The organism is Streptomyces sp. bgisy159 (assembly GCF_965341775.1).
In the GTDB taxonomy this organism is placed as follows: Bacteria; Actinomycetota; Actinomycetes; order Streptomycetales; family Streptomycetaceae; genus Streptomyces.
In genome coordinates this window covers 134,516-157,919 of record NZ_CBDQZH010000010.1, presented here as the reverse complement: position 1 = coordinate 157,919, position 23,404 = coordinate 134,516, and the positions used below count along the sequence as shown (strand labels likewise).

18 protein-coding genes and 1 pseudogene are annotated in these 23,404 nt (G+C 73.2%); 11 read left to right on the top strand and 8 right to left on the bottom strand.

Features of this window, described 5'->3' with window-relative positions; translation table 11 throughout:
• Positions 1–124: 124 nt before the first annotated feature.
• Both ACSLTV_RS13045 and ACSLTV_RS13040 read right to left on the bottom strand, forming a co-directional pair.
• Positions 125–1,405 carry a GAF domain-containing protein gene (locus ACSLTV_RS13045; RefSeq protein ID WP_432135764.1) on the bottom strand — a complete coding sequence of 427 codons (1,281 nt, stop codon included), beginning with the start codon at positions 1,403–1,405 and terminating at the stop codon, positions 125–127.
• 358 nt (positions 1,406–1,763) lie between these two features.
• Positions 1,764–3,410, bottom strand: coding sequence for an acyl-CoA dehydrogenase family protein (locus tag ACSLTV_RS13040; RefSeq protein ID WP_432135763.1), 1,647 nt, complete (start codon positions 3,408–3,410; stop codon positions 1,764–1,766).
• Between the two features lie 71 nt (positions 3,411–3,481).
• Between ACSLTV_RS13040 and ACSLTV_RS13035 the strand changes: the two genes are divergently transcribed.
• The 3 genes from ACSLTV_RS13035 (at position 3,482) to ACSLTV_RS13025 (ending at position 6,605) form a co-directional block, all read left to right on the top strand.
• Positions 3,482–4,645 carry a YihY/virulence factor BrkB family protein gene (locus tag ACSLTV_RS13035; RefSeq protein ID WP_435612162.1) on the top strand — a complete coding sequence of 388 codons (1,164 nt, stop codon included), beginning with the start codon at positions 3,482–3,484 and terminating at the stop codon, positions 4,643–4,645.
• A gap of 220 nt (positions 4,646–4,865) precedes the next feature.
• Complete coding sequence (locus ACSLTV_RS13030) at positions 4,866–5,807, top strand: AraC family transcriptional regulator (protein ID WP_432135761.1); 942 nt, start codon at positions 4,866–4,868, stop codon at positions 5,805–5,807.
• Between the two features lie 120 nt (positions 5,808–5,927).
• Positions 5,928–6,605 (top strand): helix-turn-helix domain-containing protein, encoded by a 678-nt coding sequence (locus tag ACSLTV_RS13025; RefSeq protein WP_432135760.1) that lies wholly within the window; start codon positions 5,928–5,930, stop codon positions 6,603–6,605.
• Here the strand turns inward: ACSLTV_RS13025 and ACSLTV_RS13020 are convergent.
• On the bottom strand, positions 6,602–7,156 hold the full coding sequence (locus ACSLTV_RS13020; RefSeq protein WP_432135759.1) for a VOC family protein: 555 nt from the start codon (positions 7,154–7,156) through the stop codon (positions 6,602–6,604). The two genes, ACSLTV_RS13025 and ACSLTV_RS13020, sit on opposite strands and share 4 nt — an antisense overlap.
• Positions 7,157–7,214: 58 nt before the next feature.
• On the opposite strand from ACSLTV_RS13020, the gene ACSLTV_RS13015 reads away from it, so the two are divergent.
• The 5 genes from ACSLTV_RS13015 to ACSLTV_RS12995 all read left to right on the top strand — a co-directional run bounded on the left by ACSLTV_RS13015 (position 7,215) and on the right by ACSLTV_RS12995 (position 10,446).
• Positions 7,215–7,898 carry a hypothetical protein gene (locus tag ACSLTV_RS13015; RefSeq protein ID WP_435612161.1) on the top strand — a complete coding sequence of 228 codons (684 nt, stop codon included), beginning with the start codon at positions 7,215–7,217 and terminating at the stop codon, positions 7,896–7,898.
• Between the two features lie 85 nt (positions 7,899–7,983).
• On the top strand, positions 7,984–8,655 hold the full coding sequence (locus ACSLTV_RS13010; protein WP_432135757.1) for a ThuA domain-containing protein: 672 nt from the start codon (positions 7,984–7,986) through the stop codon (positions 8,653–8,655).
• A gap of 305 nt (positions 8,656–8,960) precedes the next feature.
• A complete protein-coding gene (locus tag ACSLTV_RS13005) occupies positions 8,961–9,725 on the top strand; it encodes a GNAT family N-acetyltransferase (RefSeq protein ID WP_435612160.1) in 765 nt (254 codons plus the stop codon).
• Between the two features lie 123 nt (positions 9,726–9,848).
• Positions 9,849–10,073: a translation initiation factor IF-1 gene (infA, locus tag ACSLTV_RS13000; protein ID WP_432135755.1), complete on the top strand. Its 225-nt coding sequence runs from the start codon at positions 9,849–9,851 to the stop codon at positions 10,071–10,073.
• Between the two features lie 172 nt (positions 10,074–10,245).
• On the top strand, positions 10,246–10,446 hold the full coding sequence (locus ACSLTV_RS12995; protein ID WP_432135754.1) for an SCO3870 family protein: 201 nt from the start codon (positions 10,246–10,248) through the stop codon (positions 10,444–10,446).
• A gap of 99 nt (positions 10,447–10,545) precedes the next feature.
• Here ACSLTV_RS12995 and ACSLTV_RS12990 read toward each other — a convergent pair whose 3' ends face one another.
• Both ACSLTV_RS12990 and ACSLTV_RS12985 read right to left on the bottom strand, forming a co-directional pair.
• Positions 10,546–11,592 carry a LacI family DNA-binding transcriptional regulator gene (locus ACSLTV_RS12990; RefSeq protein ID WP_432135753.1) on the bottom strand — a complete coding sequence of 349 codons (1,047 nt, stop codon included), beginning with the start codon at positions 11,590–11,592 and terminating at the stop codon, positions 10,546–10,548.
• 271 nt (positions 11,593–11,863) lie between these two features.
• Positions 11,864–12,877, bottom strand: coding sequence for a hydroxyacid dehydrogenase (locus ACSLTV_RS12985; protein WP_432135752.1), 1,014 nt, complete (start codon positions 12,875–12,877; stop codon positions 11,864–11,866).
• Positions 12,878–13,347: 470 nt separating this feature from the next.
• Between ACSLTV_RS12985 and ACSLTV_RS12980 the strand changes: the two are divergent.
• A pseudogene (locus ACSLTV_RS12980) lies at positions 13,348–14,724 on the top strand (carboxylesterase/lipase family protein); the annotation flags it as partial.
• 815 nt (positions 14,725–15,539) lie between these two features.
• Here ACSLTV_RS12980 and mmuM read toward each other — a convergent pair.
• Both mmuM and ACSLTV_RS12970 read right to left on the bottom strand, forming a co-directional pair.
• Positions 15,540–16,481: a homocysteine S-methyltransferase gene (gene mmuM / locus ACSLTV_RS12975; RefSeq protein WP_432135751.1), complete on the bottom strand. Its 942-nt coding sequence runs from the start codon at positions 16,479–16,481 to the stop codon at positions 15,540–15,542.
• Positions 16,482–16,591: 110 nt separating this feature from the next.
• Complete coding sequence (locus ACSLTV_RS12970) at positions 16,592–18,826, bottom strand: autotransporter (protein ID WP_435612159.1); 2,235 nt, start codon at positions 18,824–18,826, stop codon at positions 16,592–16,594.
• 212 nt (positions 18,827–19,038) lie between these two features.
• Here ACSLTV_RS12970 and ACSLTV_RS12965 point away from each other — a divergent pair, with 212 nt between their 5' ends.
• Together ACSLTV_RS12965 and ACSLTV_RS12960 are read left to right on the top strand one after the other, a co-directional pair.
• A complete protein-coding gene (locus ACSLTV_RS12965; RefSeq protein WP_432135749.1) occupies positions 19,039–20,142 on the top strand; it encodes a glycoside hydrolase family 43 protein in 1,104 nt (367 codons plus the stop codon).
• A gap of 1 nt (position 20,143) precedes the next feature.
• Positions 20,144–21,556: an RICIN domain-containing protein gene (locus ACSLTV_RS12960; RefSeq protein ID WP_435612158.1), complete on the top strand. Its 1,413-nt coding sequence runs from the start codon at positions 20,144–20,146 to the stop codon at positions 21,554–21,556.
• A 24-nt stretch (positions 21,557–21,580) separates the two neighbouring features.
• Here the strand turns inward: ACSLTV_RS12960 and ACSLTV_RS12955 are convergent, their stop codons facing one another.
• A complete protein-coding gene (locus ACSLTV_RS12955; RefSeq protein ID WP_435612157.1) occupies positions 21,581–23,320 on the bottom strand; it encodes a rhamnogalacturonan lyase B N-terminal domain-containing protein in 1,740 nt (579 codons plus the stop codon).
• Positions 23,321–23,404 lie beyond the last annotated feature (84 nt).

Here is a 23,404-nt window from a genome sequence, read left to right as displayed (position 1 = left end):
CGTTGACACAGGAGCAGGTGGGGTGGCCCGTAGGGGGGATGCTACGGCAGGGGACCCGGGCCGCGGACGAAGACTGCGCAGATACCCGGAAGATGTCCCGGCGGCCGCCCGAATGCGATAGGAATCAGCCACGTTCGCGCCCGGCGGCCACCGTAGGTGCCGAGGAGTGCGTGAGCAGGTCCCGAGGGTCGTCGGGCAGCAGCAGCTCGACGTCGGCGTCCTCGCTGAAGCGGTACGGGCGATGCTCCAGCAGACCCCCGAGATACCGCCGCACCCGCGACATCTCGGCCCGCACCGTCACCGTCCGCCCCGGGTCGCCGAACACCTCCCCGGCCAGGTCGGCCGCGCTGCGCCCCCCGTCGCGCACCGCGAGGAGGTACAACAACTCCGCGTGGCGCGGGCTCAGTTCGTGCGACCAGGTGCCCGCCGCCCCGGACACGCGCACCGACCAGCGGCGCGGCCGGGTCAAATCCAGCACGATCCGGGTGGTGCCCGGCGGCAGCGGCTCGTCGGCGGCCCGGATCAGCCAGCCCCCGTCCAGCGGCTCCACCGCGCACACCCCGAGCGCGGGCAGCCACCGGCGGCCCGGCAGCGGCGGCTTGGGCAACGTGATCCGGCTGGTGTACGGCATCCCGCTGACCGCCGCCGTCCAGCCGTCCCGGTCCACCACCGCGGCCCGGCCGCCCAGCCGGGCGAGGATCGGCGCCGCCACCGCCCGCAGCCGCTCCAGCGCCACCAGATGCCTCTCGCGCAGCCGCGCCTCCGCCAGCTTCGCCACCGAGTCCACCCAGGCCAGAGTGGCCGGATGCATCGTCTCCAGGGGGCCGCTGACATCCACCACGCCGATCAGCCGACCGTCCCGCGGGTCCGTGATCGGGGCGCCCGCACAGGTCCACGTGGTCTGCGAGCGCACGAAGTGCTCGGAGGCGAACACCTGGACCGGCCCCCGCACCACCGCCGGGGTGCCGATGCCGTTGGTGCCCACCACGTCCTCCCGCCAGTCGGCGCCGACTTCGAAGCCCAGCACGTCCGCCCGGCGCAGCACCGGCACGCAGCCCTCCCGCCACAGCACCCGGCCGTCCTCGTCGGCGACCACCATGATGTGGTGCGCGGTGTCCGCCACCGACAGCAGTCCCTCCCGCAGGACCGGCAGCACCTCCTTCAGTGGCGAGGCGTCCCGGCGCCGGCGCACCTCCTCGGAGCTCAGCAGCCCCGACCGGCGGTCGTGCTCCGGGTCCACACCGTGGCGCAGCATGCGCTCCCACGACTGCTCGATCACCGGGCGGGGCGCCACCCGCGCCCGCTGCCCGGCGAGCCTGGCGTCGCGCACCTCGCTGAGCACGCGCGCCGCCCGGGCGGCGTCCACGGCCGCGAGCTGCGCCACGTTCACGGGCGACTTCGCCACAAGGGCCTCCCGAAGAGCAGAAGCGGTCCGGCACACAGGGTTCACCAGAGGACGCGGGCGGGTGTCAAGCCGTCGGGCCGACGGTTTCCGGCCGCTCCGGTGCGTCTCATACTGCCGCCCCGCACGCACGGAAGGGCACACTCCGGTCACACCGTCAGCAAGTTGCAACCCTCTGCAACCCTGGTGCGCCCCCGCGCCGCTGATTGAAGATTGAGCAACGCCGTCCCGAGCGGCGTTTCTGGCCTCGCAGGGCCAATCCGGCGGGGGTGGTGCCGTGTCGGCGCAGCACCACCCCCGCCCCCCCCTTCAGCGCCGCTCGCGGCTCACGGCCTCCGGCCGGGCGACCGCCCCCCACGGCTCATTCCGGCCGGGCCCGGGCCACCACGGACGCCACGTCCAGGGAGTGCGGCAACGACCCGAAGGACGCGCCCGCGTCCCCGCCCAGCCGGCCCGCGCAGAACGCGTCGGCGACCTCCGGGGGAGCGAACCGGACCAGCAGCGCCCCCTGCAACACCAGGGCGAACCGTTCCGCCAGCCGTCGTGCCCGGGCCTCGGCCCCCTCCAGATCGGCCAGCTCCGTCAGCAGGTCCTTGATCGCCGTGTCCAGCCGGTGGTCCGCCCCCCGCGCCAGACCGACCTCCCGCAGATAGGCGTCCAACGCCGCCGGCTCGCGCCGCAGCGCCCGCAGCACGTCCAGCGCCTGCACATTGCCGGCGCCCTCCCAGATCGAGTTCAGCGGCGACTCGCGCACCAGCCGGGGCATCCCGGACTCCTCGACGTAGCCGTTGCCGCCCAGGCACTCCGCGGCCTCCACGACCACCGGCGCGCACCGCTTGGTCACCCAGTACTTCGCGGCCGGCACCGCGACGCGCAGCAGCGCCCGCTCGCTCTCGCTCCCGTCGTCGCAGGCCGCCGCGAGCCGCATGGCCAGCGTCGTCGCCGCCTCCGACTCCAGCGCGAGATCCGCCAGCACGTTGCGCATCAGCGGCTTGTCGACCAGCTTCCCGCCGAACGCCTCCCGGTGGTCGCAGTGGTGCACGGCCTGCGCGACCGCCTGCCGCATCAGCCCCGCCGAGCCCAGCACACAGTCCAGACGGGTGGCCGCCACCATGTCGATGATGGTGCGCACCCCCCGCCCCTCCGGGCCGACCCGGCGCGCCCACGTCCCGTCGAACTCGACCTCGGCGGAGGCGTTCGACCGGTTGCCCAGCTTGTCCTTGAGGCGTTGCAGCAGGAACGGGTTGCGGGTGCCGTCGTCCAGCACCCGCGGCACCAGGAAACAGGTCAGACCGCCCTCTCCCGCCGACGGGGCCGCCTGGGCCAGCACCAGGAACCCGTCCGACATCGGCGCCGAGCAGAACCACTTGTGCCCGGTCAGCTCGTACGCTCCCGCCTCGGCGAGCGGCCGCGCCGACGTGGTGTTCGCCCGGACGTCGCTGCCGCCCTGCTTCTCCGTCATCGCCATGCCGAACAGGGCACCCGCCTTCTGCCCTGCGGGCCGCAGCTGCCGCTCGTACAGCCTCGACGTCAGCCGCGGCTCCCACTCGGCGGCCAGCTCCGGCTCGGCGCGCAGCGCCGGGACCGCCGCGTGCGTCATGGACAGCGGACAGCAGGTGCCGGCGTCGACCTGTGTCCACACCAGGAACCCGGCGGCCCGCCGTACATGCCCGCCGGGCCGGGTCCACGCGGCCGTCAGGCCGGCCCCGGCACCCTTGCCGAGCAGCCGGTGCCAGGCCGGGTGGAACTCCACCTCGTCGATGCGCCGCCCGTAGCGGTCGTGGGTGTGCAGCCGGGGCGGGTTCTCGTCGGCCTGCACGGCCCACTCCCGCAGCTGGGCCGACCCGGCGGCCCGGCCCAGGGCCGAGAGCTCGCTTCTCGCCTCGCCGAGCACCGCCGGGTCCAGATGTCGCTCGACGGCCGCCACCAGGGCACGATCGGCGCCGTAGACGTCGTATCCGATCAGAGGAGGGGGCTGGTTGATCACGGAGTGCGTGCTGCCTGCCATACCGCGAACCTACCCCGACGCAGGGCCCACCGGGGATGAGTGCACCCTCGTACGGCGGATACCTTTAGGACGTGCAGCCAGCAAGTCAGTCACCCGAGCAACCCGGAGCCGCCGCGGGGCGTCTGCACCGGGCGCGTGCCCTCTACCGGAACGTCTCCAAGCGACGGACCGCCTGGCTGCTCCTGAAGGACACGGTCAACTCCTGCATCGAGTACCGCATCCTCGGCCTCGCCGCCGAGGCGGCCTTCTTCACGCTGCTGTCCGTGCCGCCGCTGCTGCTCAGCCTCATCGGACTCCTCGGCTACGTCGACGACTGGACCGGCACCGACACCATCACCAGCCTGGAGACCAACCTGCTGGAGGCCTCCCGCACGGTCCTGTCCGACAAGGGCGTCCAGCAGATCGCCCAGCCGATCCTCGACGACGTGATGAAGGGCGGCCGGCCCGACGTCATCTCCATAGGGTTCCTGTTCGCCCTGTGGTCGGGTTCACGCGCGGTCAACGTCTTCATCGACACGATCACCGTCATGTACGGCCTGGACGGCGTCCGGGGCATCGTCAAGACCCGGCTGGTCGCCTTCCTGCTGTTCATCGCCGCGCTGCTGATCGGCTCGGTCGCGCTGCCGCTGATGGTGGCCGGGCCGGACGCCGTCGTGCGGCTCGTGCCGGGGTCGGCGACCCTCGTGCAGGTGCTCTACTGGCCGGTGGTCCTCGTCCTGTCGGTCGTCTTCCTCACGACCCTGTACCACGTCTCCGTGCCGGTGCGCTCCCCGTGGATCGAGGACGTCCCGGGCGCGCTGGTCGCCCTCGGCATGTGGGTGCTCGGCAGCTTCCTGCTCCGCCTCTACCTGCAGAGCACCATCGAGGGGGCCACGATCTACGGCTCGCTCGCCGCCGCCGTCGCCGTCCTGCTGTGGATCGGCGTGTCCGCCTTCGCCGTGCTGGTCGGGGCCGCCGTCAACGCCGCGATCGACCGTGTGTGGCCGGCCGCCGCGACCGCCGCCGCCCGCGCGGCCAACGAGCGGCTGCGGGAGGAGGAGGCCGCCGAGTACGTCGCCCGCATCGCCGCCGCCCGCGCCCACGAGGACCCGGACGACCCCGACATGCCGTCCGAGTTCCCCGAGCGCTGGTCCCGCTTCCTCCCACCCGAGGACGTCACGGGCCGCCTGCGCACGACGGCGCGTACGGCCCACAAGGGGGGTCCCGGGGACGGCGGCACGCCGAGGGAGAAGTAGCGGCGCCGGGGCGCGCCCGTCCGCAAGTCCCGGCCGGCCCGCCTGGGGCCGTGCGGGCCGCGGGGCGTGCGGGCCGCGGGTCCCCCGCCCCCGCGGGGGCAGTGCGGGCCGCGGGTCCACCGCCCCAGCCACCGCCGTGGCCCGTACGAAGGCCGTGGCCCGCGCCGCTCGGCCGCCCGCGCGTGCTTCCACCGCACGAGCGCGCGCATACGCTGACGCCATGGACGTACTCGCCGGGCTGCTGGACGGGCCGCGCGCCAGGGGCGCCTTCATGATCCGCGCATGTTTCGACCCGCCCTGGAGCGTACGGGTCGAGGACCGGGCCCCGCTGACGGTGATGCTCGTGGTGCGTGGCGACGCGTGGATCCTGCCGGACGCGGGGGAGCGGGTACGGCTGGCGGCGGGCGACCTCGCCATAGCGCGCGGGCCCGACGCCTACGCGTGCGCCGACGATCCCGGAACCGCCCCGCAGGCCGTGATCCTGCCCGGCGGCCGGTGCACCTACCCCGACGGGCGCTCGCTGAACGGGTCCATGGACCTGGGCGTGCGCACGTGGGGCAACCGGCTGGACGGGGAGACGGTCGTCCTGATCGGCACCTACCAGATGGCGGGCGAGATCAGCCGCCGGCTGCTGGCCGCGCTGCCGCCGTTGCTCCACCTGCCCGCCGACCGGTGGCCCTCCCCGCTGACGCCGCTGCTCGCGGAGGAGATCGTCCGAGAGGAACCCGGCCAGGAGGTCGTCCTGGACCGGATGCTGGACCTGCTGGTCATCTCCGCGCTGCGGGCCTGGTTCGCCCGCCCGGAGGGGGCGGCACCGGCCTGGTACCGGGCGCTCGGCGACCCCGTGGTGGGACGGGTCCTGCGTCTCCTCCAGGACGACCCGGCCCGCCCGTGGACGGTGGCGGCGCTGGCGGCCGAGGCGGGCGTGTCGCGGGCCGCCCTGGGCCGCCGCTTCACCGACCTGGTCGGCGAACCCCCGATGACCCACCTCACCGGATGGCGCCTGGCCCTGGCCGCCGACCGCCTGCGCGACACCGAGGACACCATCGGGGCGATCGCCCGGCAGGTCGGGTACGGCAGCGCCTTCGCGCTGTCCGCCGCGTTCAAGCGGGTCCACGGGGTGAGCCCGCAGGAGTACCGGGGCCGCCTGGTGGCCGTGTAGCGGCGCGGGACGGGCCCCCGTACGACCCGGGCCCGATCGGCCCCGCCGTACGGCCGGGCGGGCGGCCCCGCTGTACGGCCGGCCCGGGCGGACCCGCCGGAAGGGCCCTAGCCTGTCCGTGTGTACCAGGAGCGCCCCTCCCGACTTCCCGGTGCGGTCCTCTGGAGCAACGAGCCCTCGGCGGCCGCCCCCCGGCCGGTGCTGCCCGACGGCTGCATGGACCTGCTGTGGCACGAGGGCCGCCTCCTGGTCGCCGGCCCCGACACCCACGCCCACACGCCCGGCGGCCCGCCCACCCCCTGGTCCGGCGTCCGCCTCTTCCCCGGCACGGCACCGGACCTCCTGGGCGTCCCGGCCCACGAACTGCTCGACCGCCGCGTGGACCTGGCCGACCTCTGGCCGGCCGCCCGGGTACGCCGGCTGACCGCCGGGGTCGAGGCGGCCCCCTGCCCCGCCCGGGCCCTTGAGGAGATCGCCCTCGCGTACGCGGCCCCGCCCGAACCGGCCCTGCGCAGGCTGGTCACCGCGCTCGCCGAGGGCCGCCCGGTCGGCGCGCTCGCCGACGAACTCGGCCTCAGCGCGCGCCAGCTGCACCGGCGCTCGCGGCACGCGTTCGGCTACGGCCCGAAGACCCTGGCCCGCGTCCTGCGCCTTCAGCGCGCCGTGGCGCTGGCCCGCGACGGCGTACCCCTCGCGACGACGGCGATCCGGTCCGGTTACGCGGACCAGGCCCACCTCGCCCGCGACGTGCGGGAGCTGACGGGCCGCACCCCCAAGGACCTGCTGCGAGGGTCCTAGAGCCCTGCTGACGGATCCCCGTGGCGTCCCAGCGGCGCGAACAGATCCACCCCGTTGCCGTCCGGGTCGTGCACGACGGCGTACCGCTGCCCCCACACGGCGTCCCAGGGCCCCAGCTCACCGTGGTACCCGGCGCCCACCAGCTCCTCGTACACCCGGTCGACCTCCTCCGGACCGGCACAGAGGAACGCGAGCGAGGCCCGTCCGCTCCCGGACGGCGCACGCCAGTCCGGGTGGAAGGACCGCACACCCGCCTCGGTGTCCAGCAGCAGCCGCATCCCGCCGCCCAGGCCGGCCTCCGCGTGCGGCCCCTCCTCGGCCCCCTCGGGGAAGGCGAGTCCGAGCCGGCGGTAGAAGGCGACAGCGGCGGCCATGTCGGAGACGACGAGTCCGACGGCGTCGCACCGCGGAGTCACCCGTGAGGTGGTCCGCGCGGCCGCGCGCGAAGTCGTACGTGAACCCGTAGACGCACCTGTATGTGAACCCGTATGTGAACCCATACGCCGACCGTAGGCTGCTCCCGCCCTGCCGGTCTTGAACGAATCGGACACGTCGGCGGAGCCACACCCGGGCCGCCCTCGTGGAACCCCGGTGCGTCAGGATGGCCGCATGATCCGTTCCGTACGCGCCCTGCCGGCCCTCCTCCTGGTCGCCCTCCTGACCGCCGGCTGCGGCACCGAGGAGCCGGGCTCCCCGTCCGCCGCCCCGGCCGGAACCGGCGCCCCGACGGGAACCGCCACCCCGACCGGAACCGGCGCCCCGGCACCCGCAGACCCGGCCGAACTCGCGTCCCGAGCACAAGCGTTGGGCATAGCGCCGGAGCACGTCTACACCACCGAGGCACCCGGCTACACCCTCGCCCGGCAGTCCGTCGGCGTCTACGGCGGGGACGGCTTCTCCGCGACCTACGTCTCGCCCGGCACCGGCGCCCAGCTCCACCTCTACGTCGACCGGGGCACCCTGACCGCCGAGAACTGCCCCATCTGGCCCGCCACCGACGACTCCGCGGCCAGCACGCCCTGCACCCGCGACGGCGACGCCTGGGTCCGGGGCACCGGGAAGGCCACGGGCTACCTCGTCCCCCGTCAGGGCCACGTCGTCCGCGTCACCGGCGAGAACGTCCCCCGCGCCGTCCTGCGCACCGCCGCCACCCGCCTCCACCGCCCCACCGCCGAGGAACTCGACGCCCTCCTCCCGCCCGCCCCGGCGAGCGGCGGCGAGCCGGTGGAACGCGGAGACCTCCCGCCCGTGGGGGACGCAGCCCCCGACAACGACGTCAACACGGGCGGCTGACCGGGCGGGACGGCGGTCCGGCAGCCGGAACCCTCGCCCCGAGCGGAACGCCGGACGGGAGCGGGCGCGGCCGTAGGGTCGGAGCATGACCGCGCGACTGCTCGTGTACACCCGCACCACCGACTACCGTCATGACTCCATCCCGGCCGGCGTCGCCGCCCTGCGGGCGCTGGGGGAGTACGACGTCGACCACAGCGAGGAACCGGCGGCGCTGGAAGGACCGCTGGACCGGTACGCGGCCGTGGTCTTCCTGTCCACGAGCGGCGAGGTGCTGACCCCGGCGGGGCGGGAGCGGCTCGCCGCGTACGTGGAGGCGGGCGGGGCGTTCGTGGGGGTGCACGCCGCGGCCTGCACCGAGTACGGGTGGCCGTACTACGGGGAGTTGCTCGGGACCTGGTTCGAACGGCACCCCGACCACCAGCCGGGCAAGGCGGTCGTCGAGGACCACGACCACCCCGCCACCCGGGGGCTGCCCGCCGTCTGGGACCTCACCGACGAGTGGTACGACTTCCGCGGCAACCCGCGTCCGGTGGTCCGGGTGCTGCTGAGGGCGGACGAGACGTCGTACGAGGGCGGGGGGATGGGGCCTGACCACCCGCTCGCCTGGTGCCGTGACCAGGGCGCCGGCCGGGTGTTCTACACCGCGCTCGGACACGCCCCGGAAGCCTACGAGGACGCGCTGTTCCTCGCCCACCTGCGAGGGGGGATCGACTGGGCGGCGGCAGCCTCCGGGCGTACCGGCCGCGGGGGGCGGTGACCCGGGAGCCGGCCGGCGCATCCGGGGCCCGGTCCGGCACCGTTGCCGATGAGGGGGGCGAGGGAAAACACGGCAGCCGCGGCGCTGCGCAGGAGGACCGCGGCCGCACTCGCTGCCGGGAAAAGGGTTGGGCGGACCGACCGGCCGGCTGGTACGTTGCGAGGGACCGTGACTTCGCCGGAGGAGGTGAGACCCGTGAACGCTGTATCGAGATGGGTGCTCCCTCTCTCCGTCACGGTGTTCGACTGACCTGGGTGTCGTCGGGAGCGCCTGTGTGACAAGGCACTCCTGAGAGGCGAACACCCATGAACACCGTGATGATCACGCGGGTCACGCAGACCGAGTGGCAGGCCGTGGCCGACGACCGGATCGTCGGCCGGGGCGATGTCTCGCACCGGCCCGACGGACGGCGGTTCATCAGCATCGACGCATGGCAGGACGCGGCCTTCGACCGGATCGCCGCCGCGATGCTCACGGACCTCCCCGAGCCGCTGCACACCCTGGTCGGCGAGGCCGACGACGAGTCCCGAGATCACTGGGAACGGCTCGGCTTCGCCGTCGGACGCCGCGAGTCGGAGTACGTCCTGCCCACCGACCCCGGCGAAACCGGGCTCGGCGCCCTTCGACTCCCCGCCGGAGTGACGGTCCTGCCCGCCGGCGAGGCCGACGAGAGCCCGCTGCGCGCGCTGGACCGCGCGCTCCGTGAAGAGATCGAAGCCACCGTCGGCTGGCGTACCATGCCGGCCGAGGTACTGCCCCAGCCGGCCGTGCCCGTTCCGGTCGACCCGTCGAAGTACGCGGTGGCGGTGCGCGACGGCGCGTACGTCGGACTGGTGCGGGTCGCGCCGGTGCCCCGCCGGGCGCGGATCGGGCTGCTCGCCGTCGAGGCCGGTCACCGCCGGCACGGCATCGGGCGCGCGCTGCTGGCCCACGCCCTGGGCGAGCTGCACCGCGCCGGGCGCGACTCGGCCTGGGCCGAGGTGGACGCGTCCAACACGCCGGCGTCCGCGCTGGTCGAGAGCGCCGGCGCCCGGCGAACGGGCGGTTACCAGGAACTGGTACGCCGATGACCCCCCGTCCGCACACTCCCCCACGACCCTGACCTCACACGACCCATCGCCCCGCCCACGACCCACAGGACCCACAGGACCCACCGACCCCGCCCGACACACAGAATCGAGAAGCGAGAGACCTTGGCCAGAACCGCAAGCGGCCTGGAAGTCGAGGGCACCGTCCTCGAATGCCTGCGCAACGCCACTTTCACGGTGGAATTGGAGAACGGGCACCACGTGCTCGCACACATCAGCGGGAAGATCCGCAAGAACCGCATCAGGATCCTCCCGTACGACCGCGTCCTCGTGGAGCTCAGCCCCTACGACCTGACCCGCGGCCGGATTCTCTACCGGTACCGGAACTGAGCGGCGGCGACGCGCGCCCGTGCCCCCGGGCGCGCGTCGACCGCACGCCCCACCGCTCCCCGCGACAACGCCCTGATCGCCGATACCGCCCGAGTCCTGGTCGAGGCCCTGAACTCATCCGCGGAGTAGGCTCGATGGTGATCGATCGTCTGATGGCTTGGAGGAAGTACCCATGACGAAGGGCCCGTTCGTCGCCATGGCAGCCGCGACCACGGCGCTGGGGACCGTACTCGGTTCCCTGGCGCTCCAGTTGCGGGCACACGGCTATGAGCAGTACGTCGACTCCGTGGCCACCTTCAGCGTCCTGATGTACGTCACCGCGGCCCTGGTCGTGGTGACGTGGGTCCGAGACGGCCGACCGCACGCGAACTGAGGGCGCCGCCGGCCCGCCGGGGGTCGGCGGATCTTCGGCGGGACCGTGCTCTTGGGGGTTCGGCGAATCCTCTCGGGGGCGCCGTGCCCGCCCGGAGGTTCAGCTGCCCTCCGGCGGCGCCGTGCTCGCGCGTTGGACCAGGCGGGTCGAGAGTTCGGTACGGGTTCCCTCGGGGTGTTCGCCGTCCATCATGCGCACCAGCAGCCGCAGCGCCGTGGCCGCCATCTCGGCCAGCGGCTGCCGGACGGTGGTCAGCGGTGGACCCGCCCAACGGGACTCGGGAAGGTCGTCGAAACCGACCACGCTGATGTCGCCGGGCACGCTCAACCCCCGCTCCGCCACCGCCCCGTACACTCCGAGGGCCATCCGGTCCGAGCAGACGAACACCGCCGTCGGCGGGTCGGGCAGGTCGAGCAGTTCACGCATGCGGCGGCGGGCCACCGCCTCCTCGAACGCGCCGTAGCGGACGTACTCGGGCCGCAGAGGCAGACCCGCCGAGGCGAGCGCGGAACGGTAGCCGGCCACTCGGGCACCACTGCACATACGCCGGCGCAGCCCGGCGATCACCGCTATCCGCTCGTGGCCGAGGCCGATCAGGTGCTCGGTCGCGGTCACTCCGCCCTGCCAGTTGGCCGCGCCCACCGACACCACGCCGGACGGCGGCTCCGCCGCGGGGTCGATCATCACGAACGGGATGCGGTGCTGTGCCAGCCACGCGTACTGCGACTCCGACAGTTCGGCCAGGTTGAACAGAACCCCGGCCGAGCCGCGCGTGGTGAGCTTGTCCAGCCAGCCGCGCCGCGGCCGGTCGCCCTTGGTGCGGGCGAGGCCGGCGGAGACCACCACGTCCAGTCCGGCGTCGTGCGCGGCGGCCTCCACGCCGTGCAGCACCGCTCCTGACCAGGAACTCTCCAGTGAGTGCACGACCAGGTCGACCAGCCGGGGCGGCTTCGACGCGTCGAACCGCGGCCTGCGGACGTAACCCAGCCGCTCCAGCGCCTCCGTGACCCGGCGCCGGGTCTCCGGGGCCACGTCCTCACGGCCATTGACGACTTTGGACGCGGTGGGTACGGACACGCCGGCCTCGCGGGCGACGACCGCCAGCGTGGGTCCGGCCGTCGTGCTCGTACTCCCCGTGCGGCCCATCGGGAACCACCTCTCCGGCCCGCCCGAGGGCCAGCGAAAGCTCGACCAGCGCTGATGTCGCGACCGGGCGCATGTCGCCGGTCGACAGAAAGCGCTTGCTATCCTAAGGCGGTGTCAGCGCGGCGGGAAGACACCCGCCCTTGCCGGACCTTGAGGCCGGGAACTGCCGTCCCCTGGTGGGGAGGCGTGGGCAGGGGGGTGGGGGCGCGGTGCCGGATTCGGGGCGCGGGCCGCGGTGGGCAGGGCGGTGCGAGGGGGGCGGGGCGCGCCGTCACGCCATCCGGGCCAGGTCCGCGAGGCGCACCTGATGGGCCAGCGGAGCGCCCGCGGCCAGCCGCTCGGCCTCCTCGACGACGATCCTGCCGAGACGCTCCAGCTCGTTGCCGAGTGAACCCGCGATGTGGGGGGTGAGGAAGACGTTGGGCAGTGCGTAGAGCGGGGAGTCGGCGGGCAGCGGCTCGGGCTCGGTGACGTCCAGCACGGCGCGCAGCCGCCCCGAGACCAGCTCGGCGGTGAGCGCGTCGGGGTCGATCAGGGCGCCGCGCGAGGTGTTGATCAGCACGCCGCCGTCCCGGATGAGGGCGAGCCGCCCGGCGTCGAGCATGCGGTACGTCTCGGGGATGTCGGGGGCGTGCAGGCTCACGATGTCGCTCCGTCGCAGCAACTCCTCCAGCGACACCGCCTCGGCGCCCAGCCCGACGGCCTCGGCGGGGGTCACGTACGGGTCGTGCAGGAGAACCGTGAAGTCGAACGGGCGCAGCAGTTCGAGCAGCCGACGGCCCACGCGGGACGCGCCGACGACCCCGACGCGGCGGCCGACGTTGCCGGTCGCGGCGGTGTCGGCGGGGGTCGGGCAGGCGTGCGTGGCGCGGAAGCGCTCGCGGTGCGTGAAGACGTCCTTCCCGGCGAGCAGGATCATGGCGAGGGTGTACTCGGCGACCGGCAGCGCGTTGCCGGTGACCGCGCTGGAGACGGCGACACCGCGCTGCCACAGGGCCTCCCCGACGAGCGAGCGGACCGAGCCCGCCGCGTGGAGCACGGTGCGCAGCCGGGGCGCCGCTGCGAGGACGCCCGCGTCCAGTGGGGGGCAGCCCCAGCCGGTGATCAGGACGTCCGCGTCGGCCAGCGCGCCGGCCACCGCCGGGGCGGCGAAGTCCCGTACGACGAGCTCCGGGTCGATGGCGGACGCCTGCCGCAACCGGGCCATCAAAGGCGCGGGGAAGAGCAGGGGCAGGTGCACCGGATCCATCGCGAACACGGCCCTCGGAGGCTGGGGGTGGGGCATGACCCTCCTGACGCGGGGGTGACGGGAACCGTCTTGGGGAGAAAGCGCATTCTAAAGTAGCTCGGTGGTGGCGGGAAGCGCCGGTCGCTGCGGGGCTGCGGGGCTGCGGGGCTGCGGGGGTCGCGGGGGCGTGCGAGATGTCTTATGCGGGTGGTCGGGATTCGGCATACGACATACGACATACGGCGAACGGCATGCTGAATGCGAAAGACGGCATGCGGCATGCGGCATGCGGTGTCGTGCCCACACCGACGCACGGGAGGTGACGGCCGACGCATCTGAAGGAGCCGCTGTACGCCGAACGGCCTCGTGCCGAGCCGGCGGGCCGGAATACCGGCTGCGGATGTGGTGCTGTGGGTATACGCGGTGCACGAGCGCGGTGAAGGGCTGGTGGGCGCATGACGGCGGACCAGACGGACCACCCCGGGGGACCTGCGGCAGTCCCGGGTGTGAACCCGGGCGCGGCCCCCGTGGTAGACACCCCGTACGGGGCCGTGCGCGGCCGGTACGAGCGCGGCGTCGCGGTCTTCAGGGGGATTCCCTACGCGGCACCCCCGTTCGGTCCGCGCCGGTTCCGGCCGCCGGTGCCGCCCGACCCCTGGGACGGCGTGCGCGACGCCGGCTCCTTCGGCCCCACGGCGCCCAAACCGCCGTACTCCGAGGCCTTCGACAAGTACCTCTCCGACCCGGTGGTGCCGGGCGACGGATGTCTCAACCTCAACGTGTGGACCCCGGAGCCGGGGCCCGCTGCCCGGCTCCCGGTCCTGGTGTGGCTCCACGGCGGCGCCCTGACCAGGGGATCCTCGGCCGTCCCGGTCTACGACGGCCACGCCTTCGCCCGGGACGGCGTGGTGTGCGTCTCGGTCAACTACCGGCTGGGCGTCGAGGGCTACGGCCTTTTCCCGGACGCCCCGCCCAACTCCGGCCTGCGCGACCAGCTCGCCGCCCTGGAATGGGTCCACCGGTCGATCGCGGCCTTCGGCGGCGACCCCGACCGCGTCACCCTCGCCGGGCAGTCCGCGGGCGCCATCAGTATCGGCGCCCTGATCGCGGCGCCCCCGGCCCAGGGCCTGTTCCGCCGGGCCGTACTGCAGAGCGGTCCGCCCGAAGCCTCCGAACGGGACAAGGTGCGCCGCATGGTCCGCCGGATGGCCGCCCGGCTGAAGGTGCCCGCCACCGCCGAGGCGTTCGCCGCCGTCGACCGCGCGTTGCTGCTGCGCGCCCAGACCGAGGTCGGCAGACTCAGCAGCCCCGTCCTGGGCGGCCCCGCCTTCGGCATCGTCGTCGACGGCGACCTCGTCCCGCGCAACCCGCTGGAGGCACTGATCGAGGGGGCCGTGGCACGTGACACCGAGTTGCTGATGGGCTGGACCCGCGATGAGTACCGGCTCTGGCTGGTCCCCGGCGGACTGCTGGAACGCGTCGACCGGCTCGGCCCGGTCGCCGTGGCCGGTGCCATGGCCCGCTGCCACTGCGGGCACGAGGTGCCGCGCGGCTACCGTGCGCTGCAGCCGCGTGCCGGCACAGCCGAGATCATCGGGCAGATGGTCACCGACCACCTCCTGCGCCGACCGCTGCGACGGCTGGCCGACGCCCGGCCCGGCAGCTCGTGGCTCTACGAATTCGCCTGGCCGTCCCTGCTCCCCGGCCTCGGCGCCTGCCACGCCCTCGAACTCGGTTTCGTCTTCGACACCGGCGAGGTCCCCGAGTCCACGAAGCTCGCGGGCCGGGGCGCACCGCAGGAGCTGGCGGAGGCGATGCACGGGGCGTGGGTGCGGTTCGCGGAGACCGGAGATCCGGGGTGGGAGGCGTGGGACGCCCGGCATCCGGTGCGGGTGTTCGGGGATGCGGCCGGTCTCGGTGGGCCCGACCTCGACGGAGCCGGACTTGAGAAGACAGGCTCTGAGGAGATCGGCCTCGTCGGGGGCGGCTTGGGTGAGGGTGGCCTTCGTGCGGTCGGCCTCGGTGGGGACGGTCGTGAGGGAACCGGACTCGGTAAGGCCGGCCACGATGCCACCGACGGCGGTGGAGCCTACCGCGATGTCACCCAGCGTGATGGAGTCGACCTCGCTGGAGCCGAGCTCGGTGGGGCCGGCCTCGGTGGTCCGGATCGCAGCGGGGACGGAGAAGGTGGGCGGTACGCGGGCGACGGCGAGCGGTATACCACCTGTCGCAGACCGTATACCGCATACGGTCTGCGAGATGCCGAACTGAGCCTGTGGACCGCCGCCGAGTCGCCGACGACGCCACCCGGCACCGGCAGTGGCGACCCGGCGACGGTCGCCCCGTCACCGACGGACGCCGTCCCGGCGGCGGAGGCGACGGCGTCGGAGGCTGCCGTGGCAGAGATCGAGGGAATCGCCCCACCCGACGCGGCCCCCACCGAACCCGGGGGCGCCATGCGTTCCCTGGAACTGCGGGCCGCGGTGCGCCGACTGCGCCGGGCCACCGGGACCCGGCGCCGCTGACGGGTCAGCGGGCCCGAAGCGACAGCGCTCGCTCGGCAGGGATCGATCCTGGCAGAGGCAGAGGCAGAGGCAGAGGCAGAGGCAGAGGCAGAGGCAGAGGCAGAGGCAGAGGCAGAGGCAGAGGCAGAGGCAGAGGCAGAGGCAGCCGCGCTCGCAAGGGGCCCCGACACGAGGCGATGACCCTCGGTGGGCCGTCAGTCCCTGCGGGCGGGCCGCAGGCCCCGGGCGATGGCGGCGACCGCCTCGGGCCCCACCCGGCAGCAGCCCCCGATCAGCCGGGCTCCGGCCTGTTCCCAGCCGCGCACCTGCTCCGGGGAGAAGGTGGCGCGGCCTGTCCAGGCGCGGGCCCGGGCGTCCCAGCCCTCGCCGCTGTTGGGGTAGACCACCACGGGCTTCCCGGTCACTCGCCGGGCGGCCGCCACAGCCGCGTCCACGTCCTGTGGGGCGCAGCAGTTCACCCCGACCGCGATCACCTCGTCGGCGTCGGCGGCCGGCGCGAACGCTTCCTCGAGCGGCTGACCGGCCCGAGTCCGGCGACCGTCGACGGTATACGAAAGCCAGGCGGGTGTATTCAGTCCACGGACCGCCCGCAGCAGTGCTCGCGCCTCCTCCACGTCCGGCACCGTCTCCAGCGCCAGCACGTCCGGCCCGGCGGCGGCCAGCACCTCCAGCCGGGGGCGATGGAACCCCTCCAGTTCGGCCACGCTCAGCCCGTACCGGCCCCGGTACTCGGAGCCGTCCGCGAGCATCGCACCGTACGGCCCGGCCGACGCTGCGACCCACAGCGGGCGCGTCACGCCGCGGGCGTACGCCTGCCCGGCCGCCGCCCTCGCCAGCTCCACGCTGCGGCGCAGCAGCCCGGCGGCCTCCGCACGGCCGGTCCCGCGCCGCGCGAAGCCCTCGAAGGTCGCCTGGTAGCTGGCGGTGGTCGCCACGCTCGCCCCCGCCAGGAAGTAGGCGAGATGTGCCTCGGTGATCGCCTCCGGCGTGTCCGCGAGCAACCGTGCCGACCACAGCTCGTCGCTCAGGTCGTGCCCGGCGGCTTCCAGCTGGTTCGACATACCGCCGTCGAGTACAACGGCCCCGGCGCCGATCGCCTCGGCGAGGGAGGGGCGGACGGGAATGCGGCTGGTCATGCGACGACGTTAGCCGACGGGGAGCTGAGGTCCCGCGGCCACTGGCGGCCCCTCCACGGTCGGACTCCCTCGCGACGCCACGCCTGCCCTCACCCCCGAGACCGATCGGCTCAGCCCTCGGCCCGCCCCCGCCCGTGCCCCCGCCCGTCACGACGCGCAGGCCGGGTGCCGCTCCGCCCCGGCCGTCGTCGGCCGTTGCCGCTGGTCCGCAGGGTCGCCGGGACGACCAGTCCGCCCAGCATGCCGAGCGCCAGGACGTACGGCCACCATCCGAATTGCTCGCTCCCGGCCGAGCCCGCCCCCTGTGTCGCCGGGAAGCCCGCGCCCGCGGAGCCGGGCCCGTGCCGGAGGCCGGTGGGGGTGTCGGTGACGGCGGTCAGTACCACGTCGTTGCCGTCGCCGCCCCGGTAGCTGATCCGGTACACGGCGCCGGCGAGCCGCACCTCCGCCCCCTCGGGCAGTCCGTCGAAGGTGCCGGTGGTGGCGGCGGTGCCGGCATGGTCGAGGACGGTGACCGGGGGACGGGCGGTGGGCGAGGTCGCGGAGGTGGAAGCGGAGCCGTGGGCGGACGCGGTACTGCCGGAGGACGCGGTACTGCCGGCGGACGCGGTGGTAGCGGCGGGGGCGGCCGCCGGCAGGTCGAGCCCCCCGGCCAGCCGTGCCTTGCCCCGCACCCGCAACGGCACTCCGCTGAACCGCAGTTGACCGCTGGCGGTTTGCGTGTAGTCACCGGTCACCGTCAACCCGCCGTTCACCACACCCTCGTTGGCCACCCCGCCCAGTACGCTGCCCACTCCGCTGAGCGAGCTGGTGACCCGTAGTGCCCTACCGCCGGTGTCCAGTCGCGCGCCGGGCGAAGTGAGCTCGATCGCCCTGGTGTTGGCGAGCGTGGCGCCGTCGCGCAGAGCCAGAGTCCCCTTCTCGACCGTCGTCGTGCCGGTGTACGTCACCGCCGCGCCGGACAGCGTCGTCGTCGCCGTTCCGGATTGCACGAACGACCCGGAGCCGCCGACCCGGGACAGCGTCGCGGGTGTGGAACGGTTCTGCGCCACCAGGGTGCCGTTGTTCACCACGCGGCGGCGGTCGGTGCCCATCAGCAGCGAGCCGTCGCCCCGTTCGGAGCCGAGCCGCAGCACCGCGCCCTTCTCCACGGTCGTGGAGCCGTCGTAGTACTGGGCGGCGGCGAACGTCACGTCGTTGCCGGGCGTACCGGCGATCAGGACGTCCCCGGCGCCGGGAGCGGAGAGCGTGTCGTGGAAGACGCCCCCGCCGATGGGGGCGCCCAGGGTCACCGGTCCGTCGTAGTCCAAGGTCAGCTTCGAGCGTGTGCGGGCGGCCAGCAGGTTTATGTATACGGTCTCCGCCGTGCCCGGCATGAAGATGCGGTGTGTGGAGCCGTCGCCCCAGTGGACGTCAGCACCCTTGATGTTGATGCCGCGCTTGTTGACGTGCTTGGGCGCGGGCGTCCAGTTCAGGGCCGGGTCGCTGAGCGAGGGGTCGGTGTCGCCGCCCCGGTCCGACCAGCTGTACTGGCCGGTGAGGATCACCTTCCCGCCGGGCCGCGACTGGATGTTGATGTCGCTGCCGTACTCGCGCTGGTAGAAGTCCATACCCATGGTGACGGTCTGGCCGAGCGGGGTGTCCACGGTCCAGGTGCCCTGGTTGAGGACCTTGCGCACGCCGGGCAGCGAGGTCGCGAACTCCGGCCGCCCCGCGTTGACCTGCGTGCCGTTGTCGATCACTCCGGTGAAGGGGTGGGCCCCGGACAGGTCCCAGGTGCCCCAGAGGAACCGCGGCTGGGTGATCAGCCCGGAGCCGGTGATGGTCCCCAGGTTGTAGGCGCTCTTCAGGGCCAGCCGCAGGGTGCCGTCGACGCGGATGTTGTCCTGGTTGAGGTGGAACGCGGGGGTGTCGTAAGGGAAGTGGCCGATCAGCCCGGTCGTACCGCCGTCGCCGTACTGGAGCGTCGCGCCGCGCTCGACGATGACGGCGGGCGGGTCGGGGGCGGTCGTGGTGACGTACGGGTGGTTGCCGCCGCGGATCCGCACGCTCTGGTGCCGCCGTGACGGCGGCAGGGTGAAGTCACTGTCCTTGAGGAGGACCAGGGCGCCGGTGCCGCGCACGGTGAGCGTGCCCTCGCCGCGGAACACCCCTGCGTACGTCGTCGTCCCGGGTGGCAGGCTGACGACCGTGTCGCCGGTGAGGGTGACGTCGCGGCCCGCGAGCACGTCTTCGGTGACGTCACGGGGGCCCGCCGCCCACGCCGGGGGAGCGGTGAGGGTGAGGCCGACGGCCGTGGCCAGCGCGCCGACGGCCGCCGCTGTCTTCTGGGTGAGGCTGTGCACGCCCTGGGAGACGCGCGGGCGACCGGCCGATAACAGAAATTCGACGACTGTTCCCTCCGCCCGGGGCAGCCGTGTCCCCCGTGCGGTGAAAGCGCTGTCTGTCAATCACGTCGGACCCGTTGACCTCCCCCTGGCGCACCCTTACCTTTTCGGCGTTCGTAATGGCAGATGGTGTCCGTGATCTCGAACGAACGAAGGAAAGGCAGCCCCCCATGAGCCGCGAGGACGACCTGCCCGAGCTCCCCCACACCCCCACCCGACGCGTGATGCTGAAGGGCGCCCTGGCCGCGGGCGCTCTCGCCGCCGTGACCTCGGCAGAGGCGAGCGCCGCCCCCGACCACCGGAAGGCGGCGCCCTACCTGAACCCGCTCGTCCCCCACCGCGCCGACCCGCACATCCACCGGCACACCGACGGCCACTACTACTTCACCGCCACGGCACCGGAGTACGACCGGATCATCCTGCGCCGCTCCCGCACCCTGAACGGCCTGTCCACGGCCACCGAGTCGGTGATCTGGCGCGCCCACCCGACCGGGGACATGGGCGCGCACATCTGGGCGCCGGAACTGCACCGGATCGACGGCAAGTGGTACCTCTACTTCGCCGCCGCGCCCGCCGAGGACGTCTGGCGCATCCGGATCTGGGTGCTGGAGAACTCCCACCCCAACCCGTTCAAGGGCACCTGGATCGAGAAAGGGCAGGTCAAGACCGCGTGGGAGACCTTCTCCCTGGACGCCACCACCTTCACCCACCGCGGAACCCGCTACCTGTGCTGGGCCCAGCACGAGCCCGGCATGGACAACAACACCGCGCTGTGGCTGTCGGAGATGGCGAACCCCTGGACGCTCAAGGGCCCGCAAGTCCGGCTGTCGACCCCTGAATACGACTGGGAGTGCATCGGATACAAGGTGAACGAGGGCCCGTACGCGCTCCGGCGCAACGGCCGGATCTTCCTCACCTACTCGGCCTCCGCCACCGACCACCACTACTGCGTCGGCCTGCTGACCGCCGACGCCGACGGCGACCTGATGGACCCGGCCGCCTGGGCCAAGTCCCCGACCCCCGTCTTCACCGGCAACGACACCACCGGGCAGTACGGCCCCGGCCACAACTGCTTCACCGTCGCCGAGGACGGCCGCACCGACGTCCTCGTCTACCACGCCCGCCCGTACAAGGAGATCGTGGGCGACCCGCTCGACGACCCCAACCGCCACACCCGCATCCAGCGGTTCGGCTGGCACCCGGACGGTACCCCGGACTTCGGCATACCGGTCGCGGACACCATGGCGGGGGACGCCGCGAAGGGACGTGTGTGACATGAGACGTGTGTACGCGGTTCTGGCCGCCCTCTGCCTGGCCCTGGCCGGTGCCCTCGCCGGCGCCGGACCCGCCCAGGCCGCACCCCGGACCGTCCTCAGCGGCACCCAGTTCACCGACACCGCGGGCAGTCCCGTGCACGCACACGGCGGTGGCGTCCTGAAGGTCGGCGCCTACTACTACTGGTTCGGCGAGCACCGCGACGCCGACAACACCTTCCGCTACGTCGACGCCTACCGCTCGACCGACCTGCGCACCTGGGAGTTCCGCAACCACGTCCTGACCCGGGCCGGCAGCCCGGAACTCACCACCGCCAACATCGAGCGGCCCAAGGTCATGTACAACGCCTCCACCGGCAAGTTCGTGATGTGGATGCACAAGGAGAACGGCACGGACTACAGCGAGGCCCGCGCGGCCGTCGCCGTCTCCGACACCGTCGACGGCGACTACACCTGGCGGGGCAGCTTCCGGCCGCTCGGGCAGCACATGTCCCGGGACATCACCATCTTCGTCGACACCGACGGCGCGGGCTACATGGTCTCCGCCGCCCGCGAGAACTACGACCTGCACATCTACCGGCTCACCGCCGACTACACCGGCGTCGCCGGCCTGGTCGCCAACCCGTGGCCCGGCGGCCACCGCGAGGCACCGGCGCTGTTCAAGAGGGGCGGCGTCTACTTCATGCTGACGTCCGGCGCCACCGGCTGGAACCCCAACCAGCAGCGGTACGCCACCGCCACCAGCCTCAGCGGTCCCTGGTCGGCGATGCGTGACGTCGGCGACTCGACGGCATACGGATCGCAGACCGCATACGTTCTGCCGGTGCAGGGATCCGCGGCCACCTCGTATCTCTACCTGGGAGACCGCTGGGGCAACTCCTTCGGCGGAACCGTGAACGACTCCCGCTACGTCTGGCTGCCCCTGACCTTCCCGTCCGCCACCTCCCTCTCGATGTCCTGGGCCCCGGAGATCACCGTCGACACCACCGCGGGGACCGTCACCGGCACCTCCGCCGCCTACCGGACGCTGATTGCACGGCACTCCGGCCGGTGCGCGGACGTCGTCAGCCGGTCGCAGTGGCCCGGGGGCCGGATCAAGCAGTACGACTGCAACGGCGGCGGCAACCAGAGCTTCTGGTTCCGGCCCGTCGACGACGGCTCCTACCAGCTGATGGCCCGTCACAGCTCGCTGTGCGTGCAGGAGAACGCCACCGACGTCACCCAGGAGACCTGCGACGCCTCGGTCACCGCCCAGCAGTGGACGCTCACCACCACCGGCGGGTACGTGAACGTCAGGTCCCGCGCCACCGGGGAGTGCCTGGACGTGAGCGGCGCGTCCACCGCCAACTCCGCCGCGATCATCACCTATGCCTGCAACGGAGGGACCAACCAGCAGTGGACGCGCGGCTCGTGACGCCCCGGCGGTCCGGACGGGGTCTCAGTCCAGAAGGTCTATCGCGTCGATCGCCGTCCCCGCGCTGAGGTAGGACGTCAGCCCCGACCCGCTCACCACGTTGATCCTCAGCTGGTTGTACTGACCGTCCGTGCGCCAGGCGGACGCCGGGATGTCATAGGTGAACGTGTGGTTGTTGCCCCGGTACGAGCCGTTGGTCAGTGACCTGGTGTTCGGCTGGGTGGGCGGGGAGGGGATGGCGGACGTCCAGGTGTCGTTGACGACGATCTGCGGACGGCCGTTGGCGTACGCCGTCGTCACCCCGATGCGCAGCGTGTGCGCGGCGGCGGCCTGGGCGGCGGTCAGCCGGAAGTGGACGACGATGCCGCTGTTGACGTCCTTCCACAGGTAGCACGGGAAGGCGGAGGTCTCGGAACCGCTGCCGATCACCACATTCCCGGTCCACGGCGCGGCTCGCACATCGGAGGGGTGCGCGTACGTCATCAGCTCGGCGTTCTTGAAACCGCGCGGGGTACCGTTCCAGTCGCCGATCCGCCAGATCGCCCGCGCGTGGGAGGGGTCGGCGGCGGGGGAGAGCGCGATGGTGTGGAGCGCGGTCGTCCGACCGGCGGATACCGTCACCTGCATACTGTGGACAGCCAACTCGTCCTTGTAGACGGTCAGCGTGTACGTCCCGGGCAGCACGCCCGCGACCGAGAAGTAGCCGTCCGAGGTGCGCGCCGGGCCCCAGTACTGCGCGTTCGCGTTGGCGAGCCCCACCGTGTACGGGTACGCAGGATCCCGCCCGCTGATGCCGACGCCCGCGACCCTGCCCCGGCCGGTGGCGCCGACGTATCCGGGGATCCCGAGATCGTCCGCCCACGGTGTCGTGAGCGTGCCCGGGAACGGTGCCGAGGAGGGGGCGCCACCGTCGGTGAAGGCGATCACGTACGGGCCCTGGAGGCCGAAGCGCTGGGCCTCGGTCTGGTTCTGGCCGTAGTACAGGATCTCGTACAGGCCGCCGCCGTCGGCGCTCTGGTGGCGCAGCAGCGAGCGGTAGAACGGCCCGCCGGAAGCCTTCTCGTGGTTGCTGCGGACGATCCACAGGCCGACGCCGCCCGCGCTCCAGCCGATGTGGTCGTAGTCCATCACGCGCAGCCGGGAGTAGTGCTTGGAGCGGGTCTGCCCGTCGTTCTTGCGGAACACGTCCGACGCCTCGATGGTGGTGGGCGCGTAGGTGTAGGAGTCCGGCTCGTCGTTGAGGAACATGCCGGGGCGCGTGCGGACGATGAAGCGGGTCGCCGAGACCGAGGTGTCGGCCTTGTGGGTCCACAGGTAGACGTTGTTCTCGCCCTTGCGCGCCGCGTAGTAGTGGCGCAGCGTGCCGTACGCGACCGAGACCAGGATGGTCGATCCGGACTGGCGGATCGTCACCTGCGAGGTGCCGAGACCGGATTCGATGTGCGAGTTCTTGCCGCCGTAGCCCTGGTACTCCGTGCCGCGGTAGACCAGCGAGCTCAGGTCGCCGTTGGACTTGCGGACCTTGAGGACGAGGTCGGCGCCGGTGTCGACGACGTAGTTCGTACCGTCGTCGCGCCAGCCGAAGGAGGCGGTGGAGGCGGCGGTGGCGGCGGTGGCGAGCGGTCCGGTGAGGGCGGCGGAGCCCGCGGTGGCCGCGGTGCCGAGGACGAAGGCACGGCGGCCGACCGGTGCGCCGGGTACGGGGGAGCCGTCGGGGGACGGTGGCGGGGGTGGGGACGACGGTCCGTGCGGGGATGTGGACATGGGGTTCCTCCTTAGGGGAGGTGCGTGGGGAGTGCGGGTGCGAGTATCGGTGCCCGAGGGGCGGCGCGGGCCGGCACGAGTGCG